The 16,665-nt window shown below is 69.1% G+C and carries 9 protein-coding genes; 5 read left to right on the forward strand and 4 right to left on the reverse strand.

The features are described from left to right. Positions 1 to 22 precede the first annotated feature (22 nt). Entirely contained in the window at positions 23 to 1,351 is a 1,329-nt protein-coding gene (locus tag ABZS58_RS43975) for a ricin-type beta-trefoil lectin domain protein (RefSeq protein ID WP_354790056.1), read from the forward strand. Here ABZS58_RS43975 and ABZS58_RS43980 read toward each other — a convergent pair. Continuing rightward, positions 1,348 to 1,587: a hypothetical protein gene (locus tag ABZS58_RS43980; RefSeq protein ID WP_354790057.1), complete on the reverse strand. Its 240-nt coding sequence runs from the start codon at positions 1,585 to 1,587 to the stop codon at positions 1,348 to 1,350. The genes ABZS58_RS43975 and ABZS58_RS43980 overlap by 4 nt on opposite strands. A gap of 91 nt (positions 1,588 to 1,678) precedes the next feature. On the opposite strand from ABZS58_RS43980, the gene ABZS58_RS43985 reads away from it, so the two are divergent. Further along, positions 1,679 to 2,203 carry a DinB family protein gene (locus ABZS58_RS43985; protein WP_354790058.1) on the forward strand — a complete coding sequence of 175 codons (525 nt, stop codon included), beginning with the start codon at positions 1,679 to 1,681 and terminating at the stop codon, positions 2,201 to 2,203. A 134-nt stretch (positions 2,204 to 2,337) separates the two neighbouring features. Here the strand turns inward: ABZS58_RS43985 and ABZS58_RS43990 are convergent, their stop codons facing one another. Both ABZS58_RS43990 and ABZS58_RS43995 read right to left on the reverse strand, forming a co-directional pair. Continuing rightward, a complete protein-coding gene (locus ABZS58_RS43990; protein WP_354790060.1) occupies positions 2,338 to 2,682 on the reverse strand; it encodes a hypothetical protein in 345 nt (114 codons plus the stop codon). Between the two features lie 36 nt (positions 2,683 to 2,718). Further along, the gene (locus ABZS58_RS43995; RefSeq protein WP_354790062.1) at positions 2,719 to 9,609 is read right to left on the reverse strand and encodes a polymorphic toxin-type HINT domain-containing protein; all 6,891 of its coding nucleotides are present in this window, start codon (positions 9,607 to 9,609) and stop codon (positions 2,719 to 2,721) included. A gap of 428 nt (positions 9,610 to 10,037) precedes the next feature. Here ABZS58_RS43995 and ABZS58_RS44000 point away from each other — a divergent pair, with 428 nt between their 5' ends. Further along, complete coding sequence (locus ABZS58_RS44000; RefSeq protein ID WP_354790064.1) at positions 10,038 to 14,918, forward strand: LamG-like jellyroll fold domain-containing protein; 4,881 nt, start codon at positions 10,038 to 10,040, stop codon at positions 14,916 to 14,918. A gap of 75 nt (positions 14,919 to 14,993) precedes the next feature. After that, complete coding sequence (locus tag ABZS58_RS44005; RefSeq protein ID WP_354790065.1) at positions 14,994 to 15,473, forward strand: NUDIX domain-containing protein; 480 nt, start codon at positions 14,994 to 14,996, stop codon at positions 15,471 to 15,473. Here the strand turns inward: ABZS58_RS44005 and ABZS58_RS44010 are convergent. Beyond that, positions 15,458 to 15,832: an Mth938-like domain-containing protein gene (locus ABZS58_RS44010; protein ID WP_354790066.1), complete on the reverse strand. Its 375-nt coding sequence runs from the start codon at positions 15,830 to 15,832 to the stop codon at positions 15,458 to 15,460. The genes ABZS58_RS44005 and ABZS58_RS44010 overlap by 16 nt on opposite strands. An 89-nt stretch (positions 15,833 to 15,921) precedes the next feature. Here ABZS58_RS44010 and ABZS58_RS44015 point away from each other — a divergent pair, with 89 nt between their 5' ends. After that, a complete protein-coding gene (locus ABZS58_RS44015; RefSeq protein ID WP_354790067.1) occupies positions 15,922 to 16,551 on the forward strand; it encodes a lipoprotein in 630 nt (209 codons plus the stop codon). Positions 16,552 to 16,665 lie beyond the last annotated feature (114 nt).

Genomic DNA, 16,665 nt, shown 5'->3' on the forward strand with positions numbered 1-16,665 from the left:
GAATGCTTCGGGAGGCTTCGCCATGCCCATCAACCGCCATCTACGACGCCCCGCACTGGGGGCCGCCGCGCTGGTCCTCGCGACCTCGCTCGGCGCGATCGCGGTGACCGCCGCGACCACCGGCCAGGCCGGTGCGGCCGCCAACAGCTGCGGCAACGTGTTCGACGACTTCAACTACGCCTCATCCGGCGACGGCGGCTTCACCGGCCACGGCTGGGTCCCCCGCGGCAACGCCGGCGGCCCCGGTGTCCCCGGCGCCACCTGGTCCCCCAACAACATCACCTTCCCCACCTCCGGCGGGCAGAAGGTCATGCAGCTGACCGCGTCGACCAACGGCACCGGCGCCGGCACCCAGCACGCCGAGGTCTACTCGTCGCAGAAGCGCTACTTCGAGGGCACCTACGCGAGCCGGATCCGCTTCACCGACACCCCGGTCTCCGGCAACGACGGCGACCACGTCAACCAGACGTTCTTCGCGATCAGCCCGCTCAACGGCGACCTCGACCCGACCTACAGCGAGCTGGACTTCTCCGAGTACCTGCCGAACGGCGGCTGGGGCGAGACCGGCCCGATCAACTACCAGACCAGCTGGTACACGTACCGCAACGAGCCGTGGCTCGCCGACAACACCCACTCCGAGCAGCGCCGCAGCTACGACGGCTGGCACGACCTGGTCACCCAGGTGTCCGGCGGGCACGTCAAGTACTACATCGACGGCGTCCTGGTGGGCGATCACTCCGGCAAGTTCTACCCGCGCCAGACGATGACCGTGAACTGGAACCTGTGGTTCATCGACACCGCCACCCACACCGGCGGCACCTCCACCTACGTCCAGCAGGTCGACTGGTTCCTCTTCGCCCGCAACCAGGTCCTGTCACCGGCCGCGGCGACCGCGCAGGCCGCTGCCTATCGCGCCGCCGGCACCACGTTCACCGACACGTTCGACACCGCGCCGCCCTGCGGCTCCACCGGCACCGCCCGCCCGATCATCGGCAACGGCAGCAACCGCTGCATCGACGTCCCCTCCTCCAACGCGGTCGACGGCAACCGCCTGCAGATCTGGGACTGCAACAACACCGGCGCGCAGCAGTGGACGTTCGCCTCGGACGGCTCGGTGCGCGCGCTCGGCAAGTGCATGGACGTCTCCGGCGGCGGCACCGCCGACGGCACGGTCGTGCAACTGTGGACCTGCAACGGCACCGGCGCGCAGAAGTTCACGTTGAACTCGGCCGGCGACCTGGTGAACCCGCAGGCCAACAAGTGCGTCGACGTGCAGAACGTGGCCACCGCCAACGGATCGAAGCTGCACATCTGGACCTGCAACGGCGCCAGCAACCAGAAGTGGCACTAGATCTTTCTTGTGCGGCCCCGTTCGGCGGCGTTTCGCGCGCTGCCGAACGGGGTCTGCTCCCAGCTGTACGGGTGGTCGGCGAGCACCAGGGTGCTCCAGCCGCCGCCCATGCAGTGCGGACCGCCGTGCAGCTCGTCGACCAGCTCGTGCCACCGGTCCTGGTACTCCTCCGGCGACAGGTCGATCGCGACGACCCGCCCCCGCTCGGCCGCGATCCGTCTCGCCTCATCGATCACGCCCTCACCGTAGCGTCGCGACCGGAGTCCCAGGCCAGTGGTTTCGAGGTGGACCTGTCCCGGTGCCGCGTCGTGCGCCGAGCATGACCTCATGGACATCCCCGACGCTCTCGCGCAGCTTGCCCGTACCCCCTCGGTGGCCTCCGCCCTGCTGCTGGACCTGCCCGACGAGTGGCTGCACCGCGACGACGGCCCGGACACCTGGAGCGCCTACGCCATCGCCGGCCACCTCCTGCACGGCGACGAGACCAACTGGCTGCCACGGATCCGGCTCATCGTCACCCACGGCACCGGCCGCACCTTCGAGCCCTTCGACCGTGTCGCCATGCTCACCTGGGACCGCGAGCCGGTCGCCGCGCTGCTGGACCGCTTCCGGCTGGTGCGGGCGCGCTCGCTGGAGGGACTGTCCTTCCTCGCGCCGTCCGATCTGACGCTGACCGGCACCCATCCGGAGTTCGGCACGGTGACCCTGTCGCAGGTCCTGTCCGCGTGGGTCGCCCACGACCTGACCCACCTGGCCCAGATCGGCGAGGTCCTCGCGGGCCGTTACCGCGACGACGTCGGCCCGTACCGCCGCTACATGCCCGCCCTGGAACGCTTCGCCCCCGCCGAGTGATCCCGCTCCGCAGTTCTTGAGGGGTCACAGGTGGGGGCGGGCCGTGCGTGTCCTCGGCTCGCCGCCCTGCGCCAGCGCTGCCGAACCGTCCACATCGGCAGACTCGCAGCACCGCGCGGGTGTGTCGCATCCACTCATCCCGCCTGGCCTTTCACGAGGTGAGATTGAGGATCATAGACAGTCAGAGCATTCTTGGCGGCCAGGCGTTCAACAACCCTCGCCACCTCCTCCGCCCTGGACCAGGATATCGCAAGCAGGACGCACTCATCGGTGGAGTAGATCCCCGAGGCCCAGGGCGACGAATCGTCGTCATCGTCATCATCAGGGAAGACCTCCAGGAGATCCTCCAGAAATGCCGCGATCGCCGGACTGGGCTCAACAACTCCCACGATCCCATCCGTCAAGCGGTCGTAGATGGCATATGCCTCGTCGCCCGTCAGCGGACCCACTTGATACCAGACGGCCAGGTCGAAGCTCATCTCTCCCACCAACTCTCGCAACAGCCAGATCGAACGTCATTTGATGATCCAGACATCGAACACTCCGTGCAGCACCTGACCGGCTTTTGTGGTTACTGTCCACCCGTCCTTGTTCAACTGCGCGTCGAATGCCCTTTGATGCGGATCTCGTTTCGCATTACGGCCCTTGGTCTCGATCCCGTACCATTTCCCGTTGACCTTGACAAGGCCGTCGTATTTTCGCGCCTTCTTGAAGGGCGGCATCCAGACCTTGACCTCTTGGCGGACTACCTCCTCGACGCCATCGAACTCAAGCTGGTCCCACGCATTGACCTCATCGGCGGCACCTACTTGTCCGCCGCCGTTGCTGTTGCCGAACTTTCCGGTTTTCCAGCGCACCTGCTCACCGGAGTCGCACTCGCAGGTAGTCGAGTGCTCGCTGTCGCCGCAGTTGTGGACGAGGACCGGCTCACTACCGGCCATCACATAGTACGTGTGGATCTCGGCAACGGTGAGGTCATGCATGACCCGTGACGCGTCGAGGAGCTGGACCTCGAGAACGACCACCGTTACGCCGTCGAGCGTATGGACCTGCTCGCCCGGCTGAAGGGCCGCCGCATCGACCCATGCCTGGCGGGTCACGGACCAGAACGGATGACGCTCAGTTGTGTGCAGGGTCTCGACACCGTCGTCGTCGGCGAGCGTGACATCGACGAGGTCACTGTCCAAGTTGACGTGTTGACGCTCGACCACGCGTGTCGTCGTCCGACCCGTTTCCGGGTCCGTGGCTACGACCTCGTCGCCGGCGTTGACGTCTTTGATGGGTTTGACGGAGCCGTCTGCCATCTGGACGGGCGTCTCCGGATCGAAGCTGTGGCCCGCGCCCTTGCCACCACACTTGCTGGGATTGCCGCCCTTGCCAGCACCGCCGCCGGCGGCGTTGCCCGCGTCGTCGGCGAGGCCGCCCGGGCCGTTGTCGGCCTTCTTGGCACCGGCGCCGATGTTGGCGGCGAGTTCGTCGGCCTTCTTCTTGGCGGCGGCGATGAGGTCGTCGGTGCGTTTGATGACGTCGTTGGCGATTTTCATCGCCTTCTGCCAGGCCTGATAGGCGGAGAACGCCCGTTCGACACCTTTGACGATCGATTTCAGGGATTTGAGGACCCGGCCTGATGGGAACATGCCGATCAGGGCGTTGACGCAGGAGCTGACCTTGCGGGTGTTGATGCAGTCGACGATGTCGCTGATGCCGAGGAAGTCCAGGAGGAACTTCAGCCCCTGTTCGAGGATGAGGTCCATCATCGACTTCTTCTTGGTCGCCTCGGCCTCGGCGCGGGCTTCCATGTCCTCCGGGCTCAGACCGGTGCCGCCGGCCGGGGGGTATTTCTTCATCTCGTCGACGGTCTGCGAGCCCCCGTCGCCGCCGGGGAACGCCTCACCGGTCGGGTCGGCGTTGACGATCGGGGCGTTGTTGCCGTACGCGTAGCCGTTGAGCCGTTGCGGGTCCTCGGGGATCGTGAGCGGGTCCACGGAAATGAACCGGCCCAGGGTCGGGTCGTACTCGCGGGCGCCGAGGTGCGTCAGGCCGGTGGACTGGTCCTTCGTACCGCCGATGAAGCCCTTGTCGCCGGGCCAGCCGACGACGGCGGTGCCGCGGTCCTCACCGAACGGGGTGGCACGCCGCTTCTGGAAGGCGCCGGTCGACGCGTCCATCGCCACGGTGGCGGTGCCGTGCCGATCGGAGGCAAGGTAGGTGAGCTTGTTGTCGTCGGTGCGGACCGCGACGTTCATGCCGCCGTGGCTGTAGTAGCGGGTGCCGGTCTCGGCGCCGCCGGTGCTCTTGTGGATCTCCTGACCGGGCAGGTACAGGGTGGTGCCGGTGTCATCACGGCGGATGAGCCGGTTCCCGGCGGCGTCGTTGAGGAACTTGGTAATCTTCGTGCCCTCGGTGACCTTGGCGAGCTTGCCCTCCGCGTCCCACGTCAGGTCCTGGGTGCTGCCGCCGACGACCCGCTGGGTGGTGTTCCCGGAGGCGTCGTACTGGTACGAGCTGAGCGTGCTGCCGCCGACGGTGGTGCTGCCGAGCTTGTGCCCGGCGCCGTACACGTAGTTCTTGGTCGGTTCGCCGGGCAGCTCGTGCTTCTGCTCGGTCTTGCGGTTGCCGGTCTTGTCGAAGGTGTAGCTGCTCCAGTACCTTGCCGGCCCACCCAGGTTCGCAACCGTGCGGCCGGCGGCCGAACAGTCCAGCGTGGCGGGTGTCCACGCCTCGCTCATCCGGCGCAGGTAGTCGTACTGGAAGCACTGGTGGTCCTGCGGCTGGCCGGTGAGGGCCGGCTGGTCCGACACCGACGTGACGTTGCCGACCGGGTCGTAGGTGTACTTCGCGTTGTACACCGACGCACCGCCGTTCGGGCGGGCCGACGACGACGCCAGCCGGCGGGTCGCCTCCTCGTAGGTGAACTGCAGCAACAGCGAACGGTTCCCCGCGCCGGTGGCGCCGACCGTCACGCTCAACGGTTCCGCGAAGGAGTTGTACGCCGACGCCTGCACGTAGGACGACGCTCCGGTGAGCGAGAACGGCAGACCCCACACGTTGTACCCGAAGGTCAGCGTCTCCGCGGGCAGGTTCCCGGCGGCGGGGAGCTTCGTCGTCTTCCGCGAACCGTCGAAGTTGTACGTGTGTTCATACAGGTAGGTGTCGGCTAGACCACCCTCGATCATGGGGATGCCGACCGAGGTCTTCGTGGGCCGCATCGCGTGGTCGTACTCGACCACGGAGTCGCGGTACTCGTCGCTGCCGACCCACCGCGACGACGACGTCGGCAGGCCCTTCTTCAGGGTGTCGTACGTCCACGTCGCGAGGCGCTTCTCCGGGGTGACCGTCACGTCCTTGAGCTCGACCGGACGGCCGACCAGGTCATAGATGATGCTGAGTACGTTGTTGCGACCGTCGATGGTCTTGTTGACCTCGCCGTACTGGTTGTACTCGACCTTCGACGTGCCCCGGTCGGGTTCCCGGGTCTCCTTGGTGCGGTGCAGGTCGTCGTAGAAGTACTCCCACTTGTTGCCGGCGGAGTCCTCGACGACGCTCTGCTGGCCGTCCTTGTTGTAGGTGTACTTCGTCTCGTCGTAGCTGTTCGGGTCCGACGGGGTCGGCACCCCGGTCTTGTACTGCCACAGCCTCGACACCTGGCCCTGCGCGTCGTACGTGACCGTGGCCGCACCAGCGCCGGCGGGCGGGGTCGTGCTGATCTGATCGCCGTTGTAGGTGGTTGTGGTACGCCACTTCTCGAACAGTCCGGACGCGTTGTGGCCCATCAGGATCTCGGCGGTGACCCGGCTGGCGCCGTCGTACACGGTCCGGACCTGGTTCGGCAGCGACGCCTCGTTCATCGGCAGATACGTGAAGCCCGACGGCGCGTCGTTGCTGATCGGGCCGGAACGCTTCACGATCCGGTTCTGGCTGTCGTAGTCGATCGTGTTGACCGACCGCCCACCGGACGGGCTGGCGACCTGCGTCTGCCGCAGCCGCAGCAACCCGTCGTAGATCTCGTACTTCGACGTGTACTGCGGGGCCAGAGCCCCCGACGGTGACTGCAACGTCGTGGACACCACGACCGGCGGGGCGTTGCGCTGGATCAGGTACTGGTAGGTCGTGTCCGGCGTGTCCACACCGCGGACGCGCGTCGCTCCCCAGACGCCCAGGACCCGGCCCAGGGCGTCGAGCTCGACCTCCGCCTTGACGTCGCCCAGCGCGGTGGCGTTGCTCGAGTCGCCGTTGACGATCGGCGCACCCCACGCGGGGTCCGAGTCGACGTAGGTGACGTGGCCGATCGGATCGGTCGTCGTGATGCGGGTGATCGGGCCGTTGCCGTTGCGGGTGTACTCCGTCTTCGTCAAGTTCAGTTTGGCGTCGTACGAGTCGGTCATGTTGCCGTCGGCGTTGTATACCCCCTTCGACTCCGTCTGGTACGTCGCGCTGCTCGCGTTGGCGCCGGTGAACCCGTTCAGCGCCTCGACGCGGGTCACGAGGCCGCGGGCGCCGACGTAACCGAGCACGTCGGAGCCGTCGTAGTACGTGCGGCTGTCCGACAGCACGTCGGCCTTCGGCGGGTCGGCCACCGAGCAGGCCGCGCTGAGCTGCTGGACCCGGACCGGCCGGTTCGGCAGGAACGCGACGGCGCTCGACGCGAAGGTGTACTTCGTGCACTGGTCGTCGGTGGTGTCGCCGACGACGCCCTGGTTGTGCACGGCGGTGATCGTGCCGTCGGCGGCGATCGTGTTGACGACCCGCGTCTCGCGGACGTTCGTCGGGCTGAGATAGGTGAACGAGCTGGTGGCGGCGGTGCCGGTCTTGGTGGCGTTGATGGTGCCCCACGGCCGGTTCTGCGACGCGGTCGCCGCGGACACCCAGAAGTCGGCGATGGTGGTGCTGAGCCGGGTCGTGTCGTCCAGGAACTGGGTCGTCTCCCGGGTCTGGCCGGTGAAGCGGTCCTCGTCGGGGACCGAGCCGCCCCTGGAGTCGGTCACGTTGACCGTCTTGTAGACGCCTGCTGTGGCGGTCTTGTCGCCGTGCATGCCGCGGTAGAAGCGCGACTCGGTCTTGCCGCGGGTGCCGTCGACGCCGTCGCCGGTGTAGGTGACGACGGTGCCGTAGCCGCGCCACTGCGACCAGGTCTTGTCCTCTTCGGGGGTGATGCCGTCGAGCTCGTCGAAGCGCCAGGCGGCGTCGCCGACGTAGCCGTAGTCGGTGACGACCTGGGTCACCGCCGGCACCGTGTAGCCCGAGACCGACTGGGTGACCCGGTCGACGATGTACTTGTGGAAGTAGTCGATCCGGTTGGGGAACGCGTCGTCGCTGCCCTTGACCGGCATGCAGCGCTGGGTGTTCGTGGCCGGTGACGCCGGGAGGTTGGTGCGCGAGCAGTTGGTCGGCGCGTAGCGGACGGCGAGGGTGCCGCCGTTCTCGTTGGTGATGCCGATGATCCGGCGCCAGTTCAGCGGTGCGATGTTGTTGGCGAGGTCGTCGACCCGGTTCGGCAGGAAGGTGCCGTCGAAGGTGACCTCGGGCATGACGATCTCGGGCGTGGCGCCGCGGCCGGTCTGGGTGATCCCGTCGAGCCACAGCGCGTAGCCGGTCGTCGCGTCGCCGCTGACGTAGGAGTGGCGCAGCGTCCACCGGTCGACCGGCCGGTAGCCGACGCCGTTGTTGTTGAGGACCTCGGTGTCGATCTGCTTGAGCCGCCGCTTGGTGAAGAAGGCCGGGGAGAACGTCTGCGTGCACGGCGCCGCGGCGCAGTTGAGGTCCATCGGCGTGTCCGGCCAGTTCCACGCGTCGTTGCAGTTCGTGTTCGGCAGGCACCGGTCACCGGTCTCGAACAGCACCCTTGCCAGGGCCGGCGTGCTGGTGACGGCGTTGCTGCGCTGGCCGTACTCGATCCGCTTGAGGTTCCCGCCGCGGGTGTACCAGTCGGGGCTGTTCGCCTCGCCGTAGCGGGCGTAGTTGTTGGTCTCCGGGTCGTAGAAGTACGACAGGGTGTTGCCGTTGACGTCCACGACGTAGTCGACGTTCCACTTGTACCCCTGCCGGCACGCCGACGCCTGGAACGACGCGTTGTAGCACGCCTCACCAGGGTGGTTGCCGTACACCGGCAGCGTGAACGTCGACTTGGTCTCGTCGCCGCCGTTCCAGCCCGGCAGCCGGTTGTAGCCCAGGTAGTACTGGGTGCCGTCCGGCGAGGTGAAGATCCAGTACTCGCCGTTGTCGTCGCCGTTGTTGCGGCCCCCGTCGAACTTCTGCTCGACGATCGTGCCGTCGTCGTCCTTCAGCTTCCAGAAGTTCGTGGTCCCGACCCGGACCAGCTCCGAGGAGTGGCCGTTCAGGGAGATGCTCGCGTTGTCGGAGAACCAGCACATGTCACCCGTCGGGCGGGTCTTGTTGTTCGCCGCGCCCTCCACATCGGACGCGCACGGCTTGTACCGCCGCTCGATCTGCCCGGGCGCGAACTCGAAGCCCATGCCGATCCACGACGTCTGGTTGTTCGCCGCGTTCGTACGGCCGTCGACGCCGCTGGACGCGTAGGACAGGCTGATGCTCGGGCTCGGCCCGCCGTTGGCCGGCGGCACGCGCAGCGGGTAGGACCAGGTGAACTCGCCGGTGGAGCCGCCCGCACCCCACGACGACGAGGTCGTCAGCGAGGTGGCCGCGAAGTTGCCGGCGCTGCCCGAGACGCCGGCCTGGACGGCGAGCAGCTTCGTCGCGCCGCCGGCGAGGGTCACGTCACCGCCGATGCGCGCGGCCTGGGCGTCGTTGGTGGCGTCGACGGGCCGGCTTTCCTGGCAGATGGGCAGCTCCGGGGTACTCGCCGCGCACTCGGGCAGCTCGACCAGGCGCAGCCGGGAGCTCCAGGCGCCGCCGTACGCGGCGCGGAAGCCGCTGTAGTCGACCTCGACGGCGATCTTGTCGTTGCTCATCGCCCGGTCCGGCCGCGACACCCGCAGGAGCAGACCGTCCACTCCGGACTTCGCGGTGCGGGCCCGGTCGTACACCTCGACCTGCACCGCCTTCGGCCCTGCCAGGGGCACCTTGCGCAGGTCCCCCTGCACCTCGCCGCGGGCGTCGCCGACGAGGACGGGGCTGCCGCCGGCCCGGGTCGGGCCCGCCCTGGCCACCCGGACGGTGTCGCCGTTGGTCCGCGCCGGTTCGGCCGCGAGCCGCCGTGCGGCCAGGTCGATCGTGGCTGTCTCCGCCTTCGGCCACGCCACCGCCGGGCTCGCCTTGAGGGCGATGTCCTGTTCGGCGTCGGCGATCTGCTTGACGGTGTTCTTGCGGCTCTTGTCCTCGGGGACGATCCGCTCGACCTGGTCCGGCTGGGCCACGAACGGGTCAACCGGCGCGGCGTGCGCCGGCATGGTCACGACAACCCCTGCGGCGAGTGTGACGCTGAGCACACCGATGAGCATCGAAATCGCGCGTCGTCGTCGCCGACCGCGAGGGCGAACCGGCGGAACTTCCGTCCGCGCAGCAGCAACCAAGGACCTGTCCACGGCATCCTCCCCGTTACGAGCCGTAGAACCACTCTCACGGAGAGCGGTCGTACCGGGGATCATGCATGCGAATGCGGCGATGCACAAGGCATTGAAATTTTCACGTTCATCGTTCTAAGCTCCGGCCCAACGACACCGTGGAGCGCCGCGACGGGCCATCCAGCCAGCGCAAACGCACCGACGATGTCGACGTCGTGAACAGCAGATGTCGCGTGGGTCGCCCAGACGGGCGGCCCATGCGCCGTATGCGGGTGCGGCGACAAACCCACGGGGAGGGCACAGAAGTGACAACACAGGGGACGCGGCGCAGCCGTGCCCGGCGATGGCCGGTCTTGTCCATCGCGGCGGTCCTGACCGCCGCGGCCGTGATCAACTGGCCGCAGTTCGGCGGGCACGAGCCGCCGACCGCGCCACCACCGGCCGCCGGGAAGCCGGCGCAGCAGCAACCGGGAGCGACGGCGGCCGAGGTGCCGACCGCGCAGCTGTTCACCGAGGCCAAGCGCACCAGCAAACCGGTCGAGATCCTCGAGCGGCGCACCCAGACGACCGAGTACTTCGCGAACCCGTCCGGCACCTACACGATGCGGCAGTACACCGTGCCGGTGCGGGTCCAGCGGGGCAAGGCGTGGGTGCCGGTCGACCTGGCCCTGCAGCGCGAGCCGGACGGCGGGGTGCGCTCGAAGGCCGGCCCGGTCGACCTGACGTTCTCCGGCGGCGGCAACGGTGACGTCGTCCGCGTCCGGGACCACGGCCGCGAGTTCACCCTGACCTGGCCGAAGCCGCTGCCCGAGCCGCGGCTCGACGGCGACTCGGTCGTCTACCCCGAGGTGCTGCCCGGCATCGACCTGCGGGTCACCGCGCAGCGGACCGGCTTCAGCAAGCTCTTCGTCGTGAAGGACCGCGCCGCCGCAGACAGTGAGGCGTTGCGCCGCCTCACCCTCGGCGTGAAGACGAAGGAGCTGACGCTCACCGCACGCGCCGACGGCGGGTTCGTGCTGAAGGACCGGGAGGGCAACGAGGTCTTCGCCGGCGACCCACCGTCCATGTGGGACACCCCGCTGCTACCCGCCGACGCGACCGAGGAGCAGCGGCTGCAGGCGCAGCCGGCGCACACGGCGACGGCACGCTCGGTCGTCACCGGCCGCGACATCACGATCGTGCCCGACCGCGCCATGCTGGGCCGGTCGGACCTCAACTTCCCGGTGTTCGTCGACCCCTCCGCGATCGTCGTCAACAACGGCGCCTGGACCCACATCAACAGCGCGAACCCCAGCAAGTCGTACTGGTCGGAGGATCGCGACCGGGCGAAGGTCGGCTACTCGTACTGGGCCACGACGAGGACCCCGTGGCGGTCGTTCTTCCTCTTCGGCACCCCGACGCTGTCCGGCAAACAGGTCACCCGCTCGACGTTCTCGATCACGCTGGACCACTCCGCCAGCTGCGGCGACACGCTCACGTACCTGTACTCCACCGCCAACGTGTACGGCTCCAACGCCGTCACGTGGAACAACTCCTCCGGCAGCGGCACATGGAACTGGCACCTCGGCAGCCAGGGCGGCCACGCCAACCAGGGCAACGGCTGCGCCGGCGGCAACCAGCCCGACATGAACATGTACTGGTCCAGCGACCAGTACCCGGCGATCAACTCCGTCGTGCAGAACGCGGCCAACGGCGCCTACGGGGCGCAGATGACCTTCGGCCTGCGCGCCGTCGACGAGGGCGACCGGTACCAGTGGAAGCAGTTCATGCCGTTCTCGGCCGCGTTGACGGTGGAGTACAACTCCACCCCGAACGTGCCGGCTGAGCTCGACACGGTCCCGCCGACGGGTTGCGGCTCCGAGCAGCGCCCCACCCGCATGCCCGCGGGGATGCTGACCCCGACGTTCACCGCGCTGCTCAACGACACCGACGCGAACACGCTGCACGGCGAGCTCAACGTGCTGCAGGGCGCCACCGAGACCGTGGTCCACTCCGCCAAGACCCTCGACGTCGCCAACGGATCGTCGGCCGCCTGGCATCCGGTCCCGGCCGGCAAGCTCACGGCGAACACGCTGTACTCGTACCGGGCCCGGACGAACGACGGCACCGGCTTCAGCGCCTGGAGCAACCGGTGCTTCTTCATCGTCGACAACCAGGGCCCCGGCCTGCCGACCATCGACCCGGTCGTGCGCCTGGCGAGCGACCCGGCCGGACCGGAGGACTTCCCCAACGGGGTGCCGATCCGCAACACCGGCGAGACCGGCAGCATCGCCTTCCGCCACGCCACTGGTGACACCGACATCGCCGGATACCGCTACGGCTTCGCCGCGGACAAGCTGACCGGCTGGGTGCCGGCGCAGGAGGACGGCGACGCGACCGTGCCGATCACCCTGTGGACGAACCCGGAGACCGGCTATCCCGAGGCCGAGCTGTACGTGCAGGCCGAGGACCGGGCGGGCAACGTCAGCCTGGCCAGCGCCGAGCCGTACTACCTGCTCGCCAACGACAACGGCGCGGTGCCGACGGCCAAACGCGGCGACGTCAACGGCGACGGCAAGGGCGACATCTCCGCGATCATCGACGCGGGCGGCGACCGGCTCCGTGCCTGGACGCTCACCTCCGACGGCGCCGCGCCGGACGGCAACATCCAGCTGTCCACCCAGACCGTCGGCTGGGACACCGGCCGCGACGGCTCGTCGTTCGTCACCATGCGGTTCGTCGGCGGCGACTTCACCGGCGACGGCCTCAGCGACCACGCCCTGTTCCGGCAGGACCCGGACGGGCGGCTGCGGCTGTACCTGCTGCAGTCCAAAGGCAACCGGTTCGACGTGGCGGACATCGTCCTGTGGACCAGCCCCGCCGGAGATCCACTGTGGACCCTGGCCGGCATCAAGGCGCAGTCCGGCGACTTCGACGGCGACGGGGACACCGACATCGCCGTCCTGCGCGAGAACGGCGCCGGCGGCTGGAACATCTACCGCTTCGACCGCGACCCCGGCACCGGCCAGTACAACCCGACCTCATGGCGCAGCCAGGCCTTCGGCTGGGTGTGGGGGCGCTACGACATGGTCGCCGGCGACTTCGACGCCAACGGTCACACCGACCTCGCGCTGCTGAAGGCGAACGGGGCCACGACGGAGATCTGGAAGTACATGTCGGGCCTCGTCGGCTCCAACGGCGTGCCGACCGCGGCGACGACGGTCGCCGCCGACTACGACCGCAGCCACTTCGCGGCGGGGAACTTCGACGGCGACACCACCAACAGCCGGGGGCGCACCGACCTCCTCGCGCTGACGGAGACCGGCGCGACCACGAGCAGCCTCACTGTCGTCACGTCGACCGCCACCGGCTCCACCGTCGGCACCGCGTGGCCGGCCGGCACCGCGTTCGACTCGCGGAAGGTCAGCCAGCTGCAGTCGGCCGACTTCAACGCCGACGGTCGCGACGACCTGGCGGCGTTCGCCGGCGGCCAGATCGCCGGGGTGACGCAGCTGTGGACGGCGCTGTCCGGGCCCACCGAGTTCGCGGCGCCGACCATGCAGCGCACCTGGACCGTGTCGGAGAAGCCCGAACGCCGGGCCGCCTGGCGCTTCGACGAGACCGGCACCGGGGTCTTCGACGACTACGGCGACAACCCGGCCACCGTGTCCGGCGGCGCGACCCGGGGACCGGGCCGCACCGTGCGCCCCGGCGACCAGAGCCTGGCGCTCAACGGCACGAACCAGTACGCGGCGACCACCCAGCCGGTCGTGCGCACCGACCGCGGGTTCAGCGTCGCGGCCTGGGTGAAGCTCAACACCACCGGCGGCTACTACACCGCCGTCGAGCAGCAGGGCGTCAACCAGTCCGGGTTCATCCTCGGCTACGCGCCCGGCCAGTGGCGGTTCCTGTTCACTGCGGCCGACAGCGGCTCCACCACCTACCTGAGCGCCACCGCGGCGATCAACCCGGTGGCCGGGGTGTGGACGCACCTCGCGGGCGTCTACGACGAGAGCGGGGTCCTGCGGCTCTACGTCAACGGCGTGCTGGCCGCCACCGGATCCCGGCCCACCCCGTGGAACGCCTACGGCCCGCTGCAGATCGGCCGGTCGAAGCTCGGCGCGGGTGCCGGCATCGACCACTTCCCGGGCAGCATCGACGACGTCGACGTGTTCGACCATGCGGCGACCGCGCACGAGATCGCCACCCTGGCGACGACCGGCACGGTCACCGGCAGCGCGGGCGCCTCCAGTACCGTCACCGCCGGGCGCAGCATCAACGTGCCCTACGGGTACACCGACTTCCAACGCGGCGCCAACGGGCACATCATCCGGTTCACCGCCACGACGACCGCGAGCGTCGCGGAACAGGACTGGGGCGGCAGCGCCGCGAGCCAGCCGGTGGTGTTCCAGGTGGGCCCGGATGTCGACGTCTTCTTCCGCAGCACCGACAACCACCTCTGGAACTACCGGTGGTCCCCGACGAACGGCCTGACGAAGGCCGACTGGGGCGCCGGCGCGACGGGCGGGGTGAGCGGTTTCGCCTACAACGGCGAACGGCACGTCTTCACCCCGGCGGCCGACGGCACCCTGCGGCACTGGTATCAGAAACCCGGTCAGGCACCGGCGTTCGAGACCTGGAACGGCGCCCCCGCGGCCGACGGGACCCCGTCGGCGTTCCTGACCACCGACAACCGCTTCGAGGTCTTCGTCCGCAACACGGCCAACCACCTCCTGTGGTGGGAGCAGCCCCGCACGATGACCGCCGCGCCGGCGCCCGTCGCGTTCGCCAACGCACAGACGGTCTTCGGTGACCCCACCGCCCTCGTCGTCGCGAACCAGATCAACGTCTTCGCCCGCGTCGGCACCACCCCCGGCAAGACGGTCCACCGCTGGTACTTCACCAGCACCGGACCCTCGACCCCGATCAGCGACGTGAACTGGGGCGGTGGCGCCTTCGGCCAGCCGACCGCGGTGTCGTGGGCGACCAACGAGATCTGGATCTACGCCCAGGGCACCGACAACCACCTGTGGCGCTGGAACGGCCGCTCCGGCGCCCCGACCACGATCACCTACACGTCCTTCGGCGGCGGCACGATCTACGGGCCGCCGAGCGTCCACACCGACGTCGGCGCCCAGCACTACGTCTTCGCCCACGGCCAGGGCGGCACGCTGCAGTACTGGTACTGGTACTACACGGGCCAGATCGGCTGGGGCGACTGGAGCGGCAACCTGGGCACGACCTACCCGGGCTAGAACGACACGGCTGGTGGCGGACCGATCTCCGCCACCAGCCTTTGCCGTCCGGCCGCCCGTGCCAGAATCGGGTCCGTGGCGAAGCTGAGCGCTGGACTCCTGCTGTACCGTCGCGGCGACCACGGACTCGAGGTCCTCATCGGACACATGGGCGGCCCGTTCTGGTCCCGGAAGGACGCCGGCGGCTGGTCCGTCCCCAAGGGCGAGCACGACCCCGACGAGGACGCTCGGGCCGCGGCCCGGCGTGAGTTCGAAGAGGAGCTCGGCGCACCCCCACCACCCGGCGACCCCGCCAGCCTCGGCGAGGTCAAGCTCAGCGGCGGCAAGCTCGTCACCGTCTTCACCCTGGAAGGCGACTTCGACGAGACCACCGCCGTCAGCAACACCTTCGAGATCGAATACCCGAAGGGCTCAGGCGTGATGCGCTCGTTTCCCGAGCTGGACCGGGTCGCCTGGGTCCCCGTCGACGAGGCCAGGACGAAACTCACCAAGAGCCAGGCCCCGTTCCTCGACCGCCTGCTCCTGCACCTGGAAGCTCCTCAACAGGTCGAGTGAAACAGGCCGCCGACCGGCCCTTCCCCGATCAGCTCGTTGTAGATCTCCACCGCCTCGGTCGTCTCCGCCACGTGCACGGTGACACCCCTGCTCGCAAGCATCCGCAGCGTCGCCGGGTCGACGCTCAGCCGCTCCTCCATGCCCCGCGACAGCACGATCATGGTCGCCCCGTGGTCGAGCAGCTCCTGCACGTCCGCCGGCTGGATCCCGGGATCGTGGTTCGTGCCGGTCTCCCGCCAGTCCCAGGCCCGCCCTCCCCCTGGGTACACCTTGAAGTCCTTGCCGATCCCGACCCCTTCGACCTCCATCCGCCCCCACGAAACACTCACGATCCGCGGCGCCGGCTTCCAGTCGCCCATGTCGCTTCCCCCTCCGTGTCTTCCCGGATGGTAGCCAGCGGCTCTCGGCGGGGCCGCGGCCAAGCAGCACCTCGTGCCAGAATCCGGCCGTGCGTATCCCCCTGCTCGTCGTCCCGGCACTGGCCCTGCTCACCGCCTGCTCCGGCACCCCCACCCCGGCAACCCCTGCCCCGCCCACATCGTCCGGGGCCGCGGGGTCCGGGCCTGCGGGGTCCGGGGCCGCGGGGTCCGGGGCCGCGGGGTCCGGGGCCGCGGGGTTCGACGACCCGGCGCCCGCTGCCGCCGCCGACAAGATCGGTCCAGGCACCGCATGCCCGATCCCGGCGACGATCCCCACGGCCGCGAAGTGGAAGCCCAAGGACGCCACCTCCGCGAACCTCACGACGGCCGGCGTCACCCTCCGCTGCGAGATCGACGCCAAACCCTCTGGCGTCCTCGGCTTCATCCGCGTGTACACCTACGACGGCGCCGACCCCACCCAGGCCCTGACCGCCGCCCTCGCCACCCCAGGCCTGGGCGGCACGAAGACCACCGACCGCCGGCTCACCATCGCAGGAAAGCCCGGCATCGAAGCAACCCTCAAGGCCGAGTCCAGCGGCCCGGGCCGAGCCTTCGCCGCAGGCGGCGTGGTCCTCGTCTGGCGCGGCGTCGACACCGAGGAGTTCCAGTCCGGCCTGCCCGCCTACGTCCTCGCCAGAACCTCGATCACCTTCCCCTGACCCGACCCCGGCCTTTTTGTCGTACCCCCGTGCTTGAGTGTCCCCATACAGTTCCCCCCGGTCGGCAGCAGCCGGAGCCAGCCCGCTTCAAGGTCCGCGCGGCGCGGGAACGGA

It is taken from the genome of Dactylosporangium sp. NPDC005555, from assembly GCF_040605635.1.
Lineage (GTDB): Bacteria > Actinomycetota > Actinomycetes > Mycobacteriales > Micromonosporaceae > Dactylosporangium.

Coding starts and splice junctions, on each gene's coding strand:
- ABZS58_RS44010 (WP_354790066.1), bottom strand. CDS start 15,832: ATGGGCGACTGGAAGCCGGCGCCGCGGATCGTGAGTGTTTCGTGGGGG.
- ABZS58_RS43990 (WP_354790060.1), bottom strand. CDS start 2,682: ATGAGCTTCGACCTGGCCGTCTGGTATCAAGTGGGTCCGCTGACGGGC.
- ABZS58_RS43975 (WP_354790056.1), top strand. CDS start 23: ATGCCCATCAACCGCCATCTACGACGCCCCGCACTGGGGGCCGCCGCG.
- ABZS58_RS43985 (WP_354790058.1), top strand. CDS start 1,679: ATGGACATCCCCGACGCTCTCGCGCAGCTTGCCCGTACCCCCTCGGTG.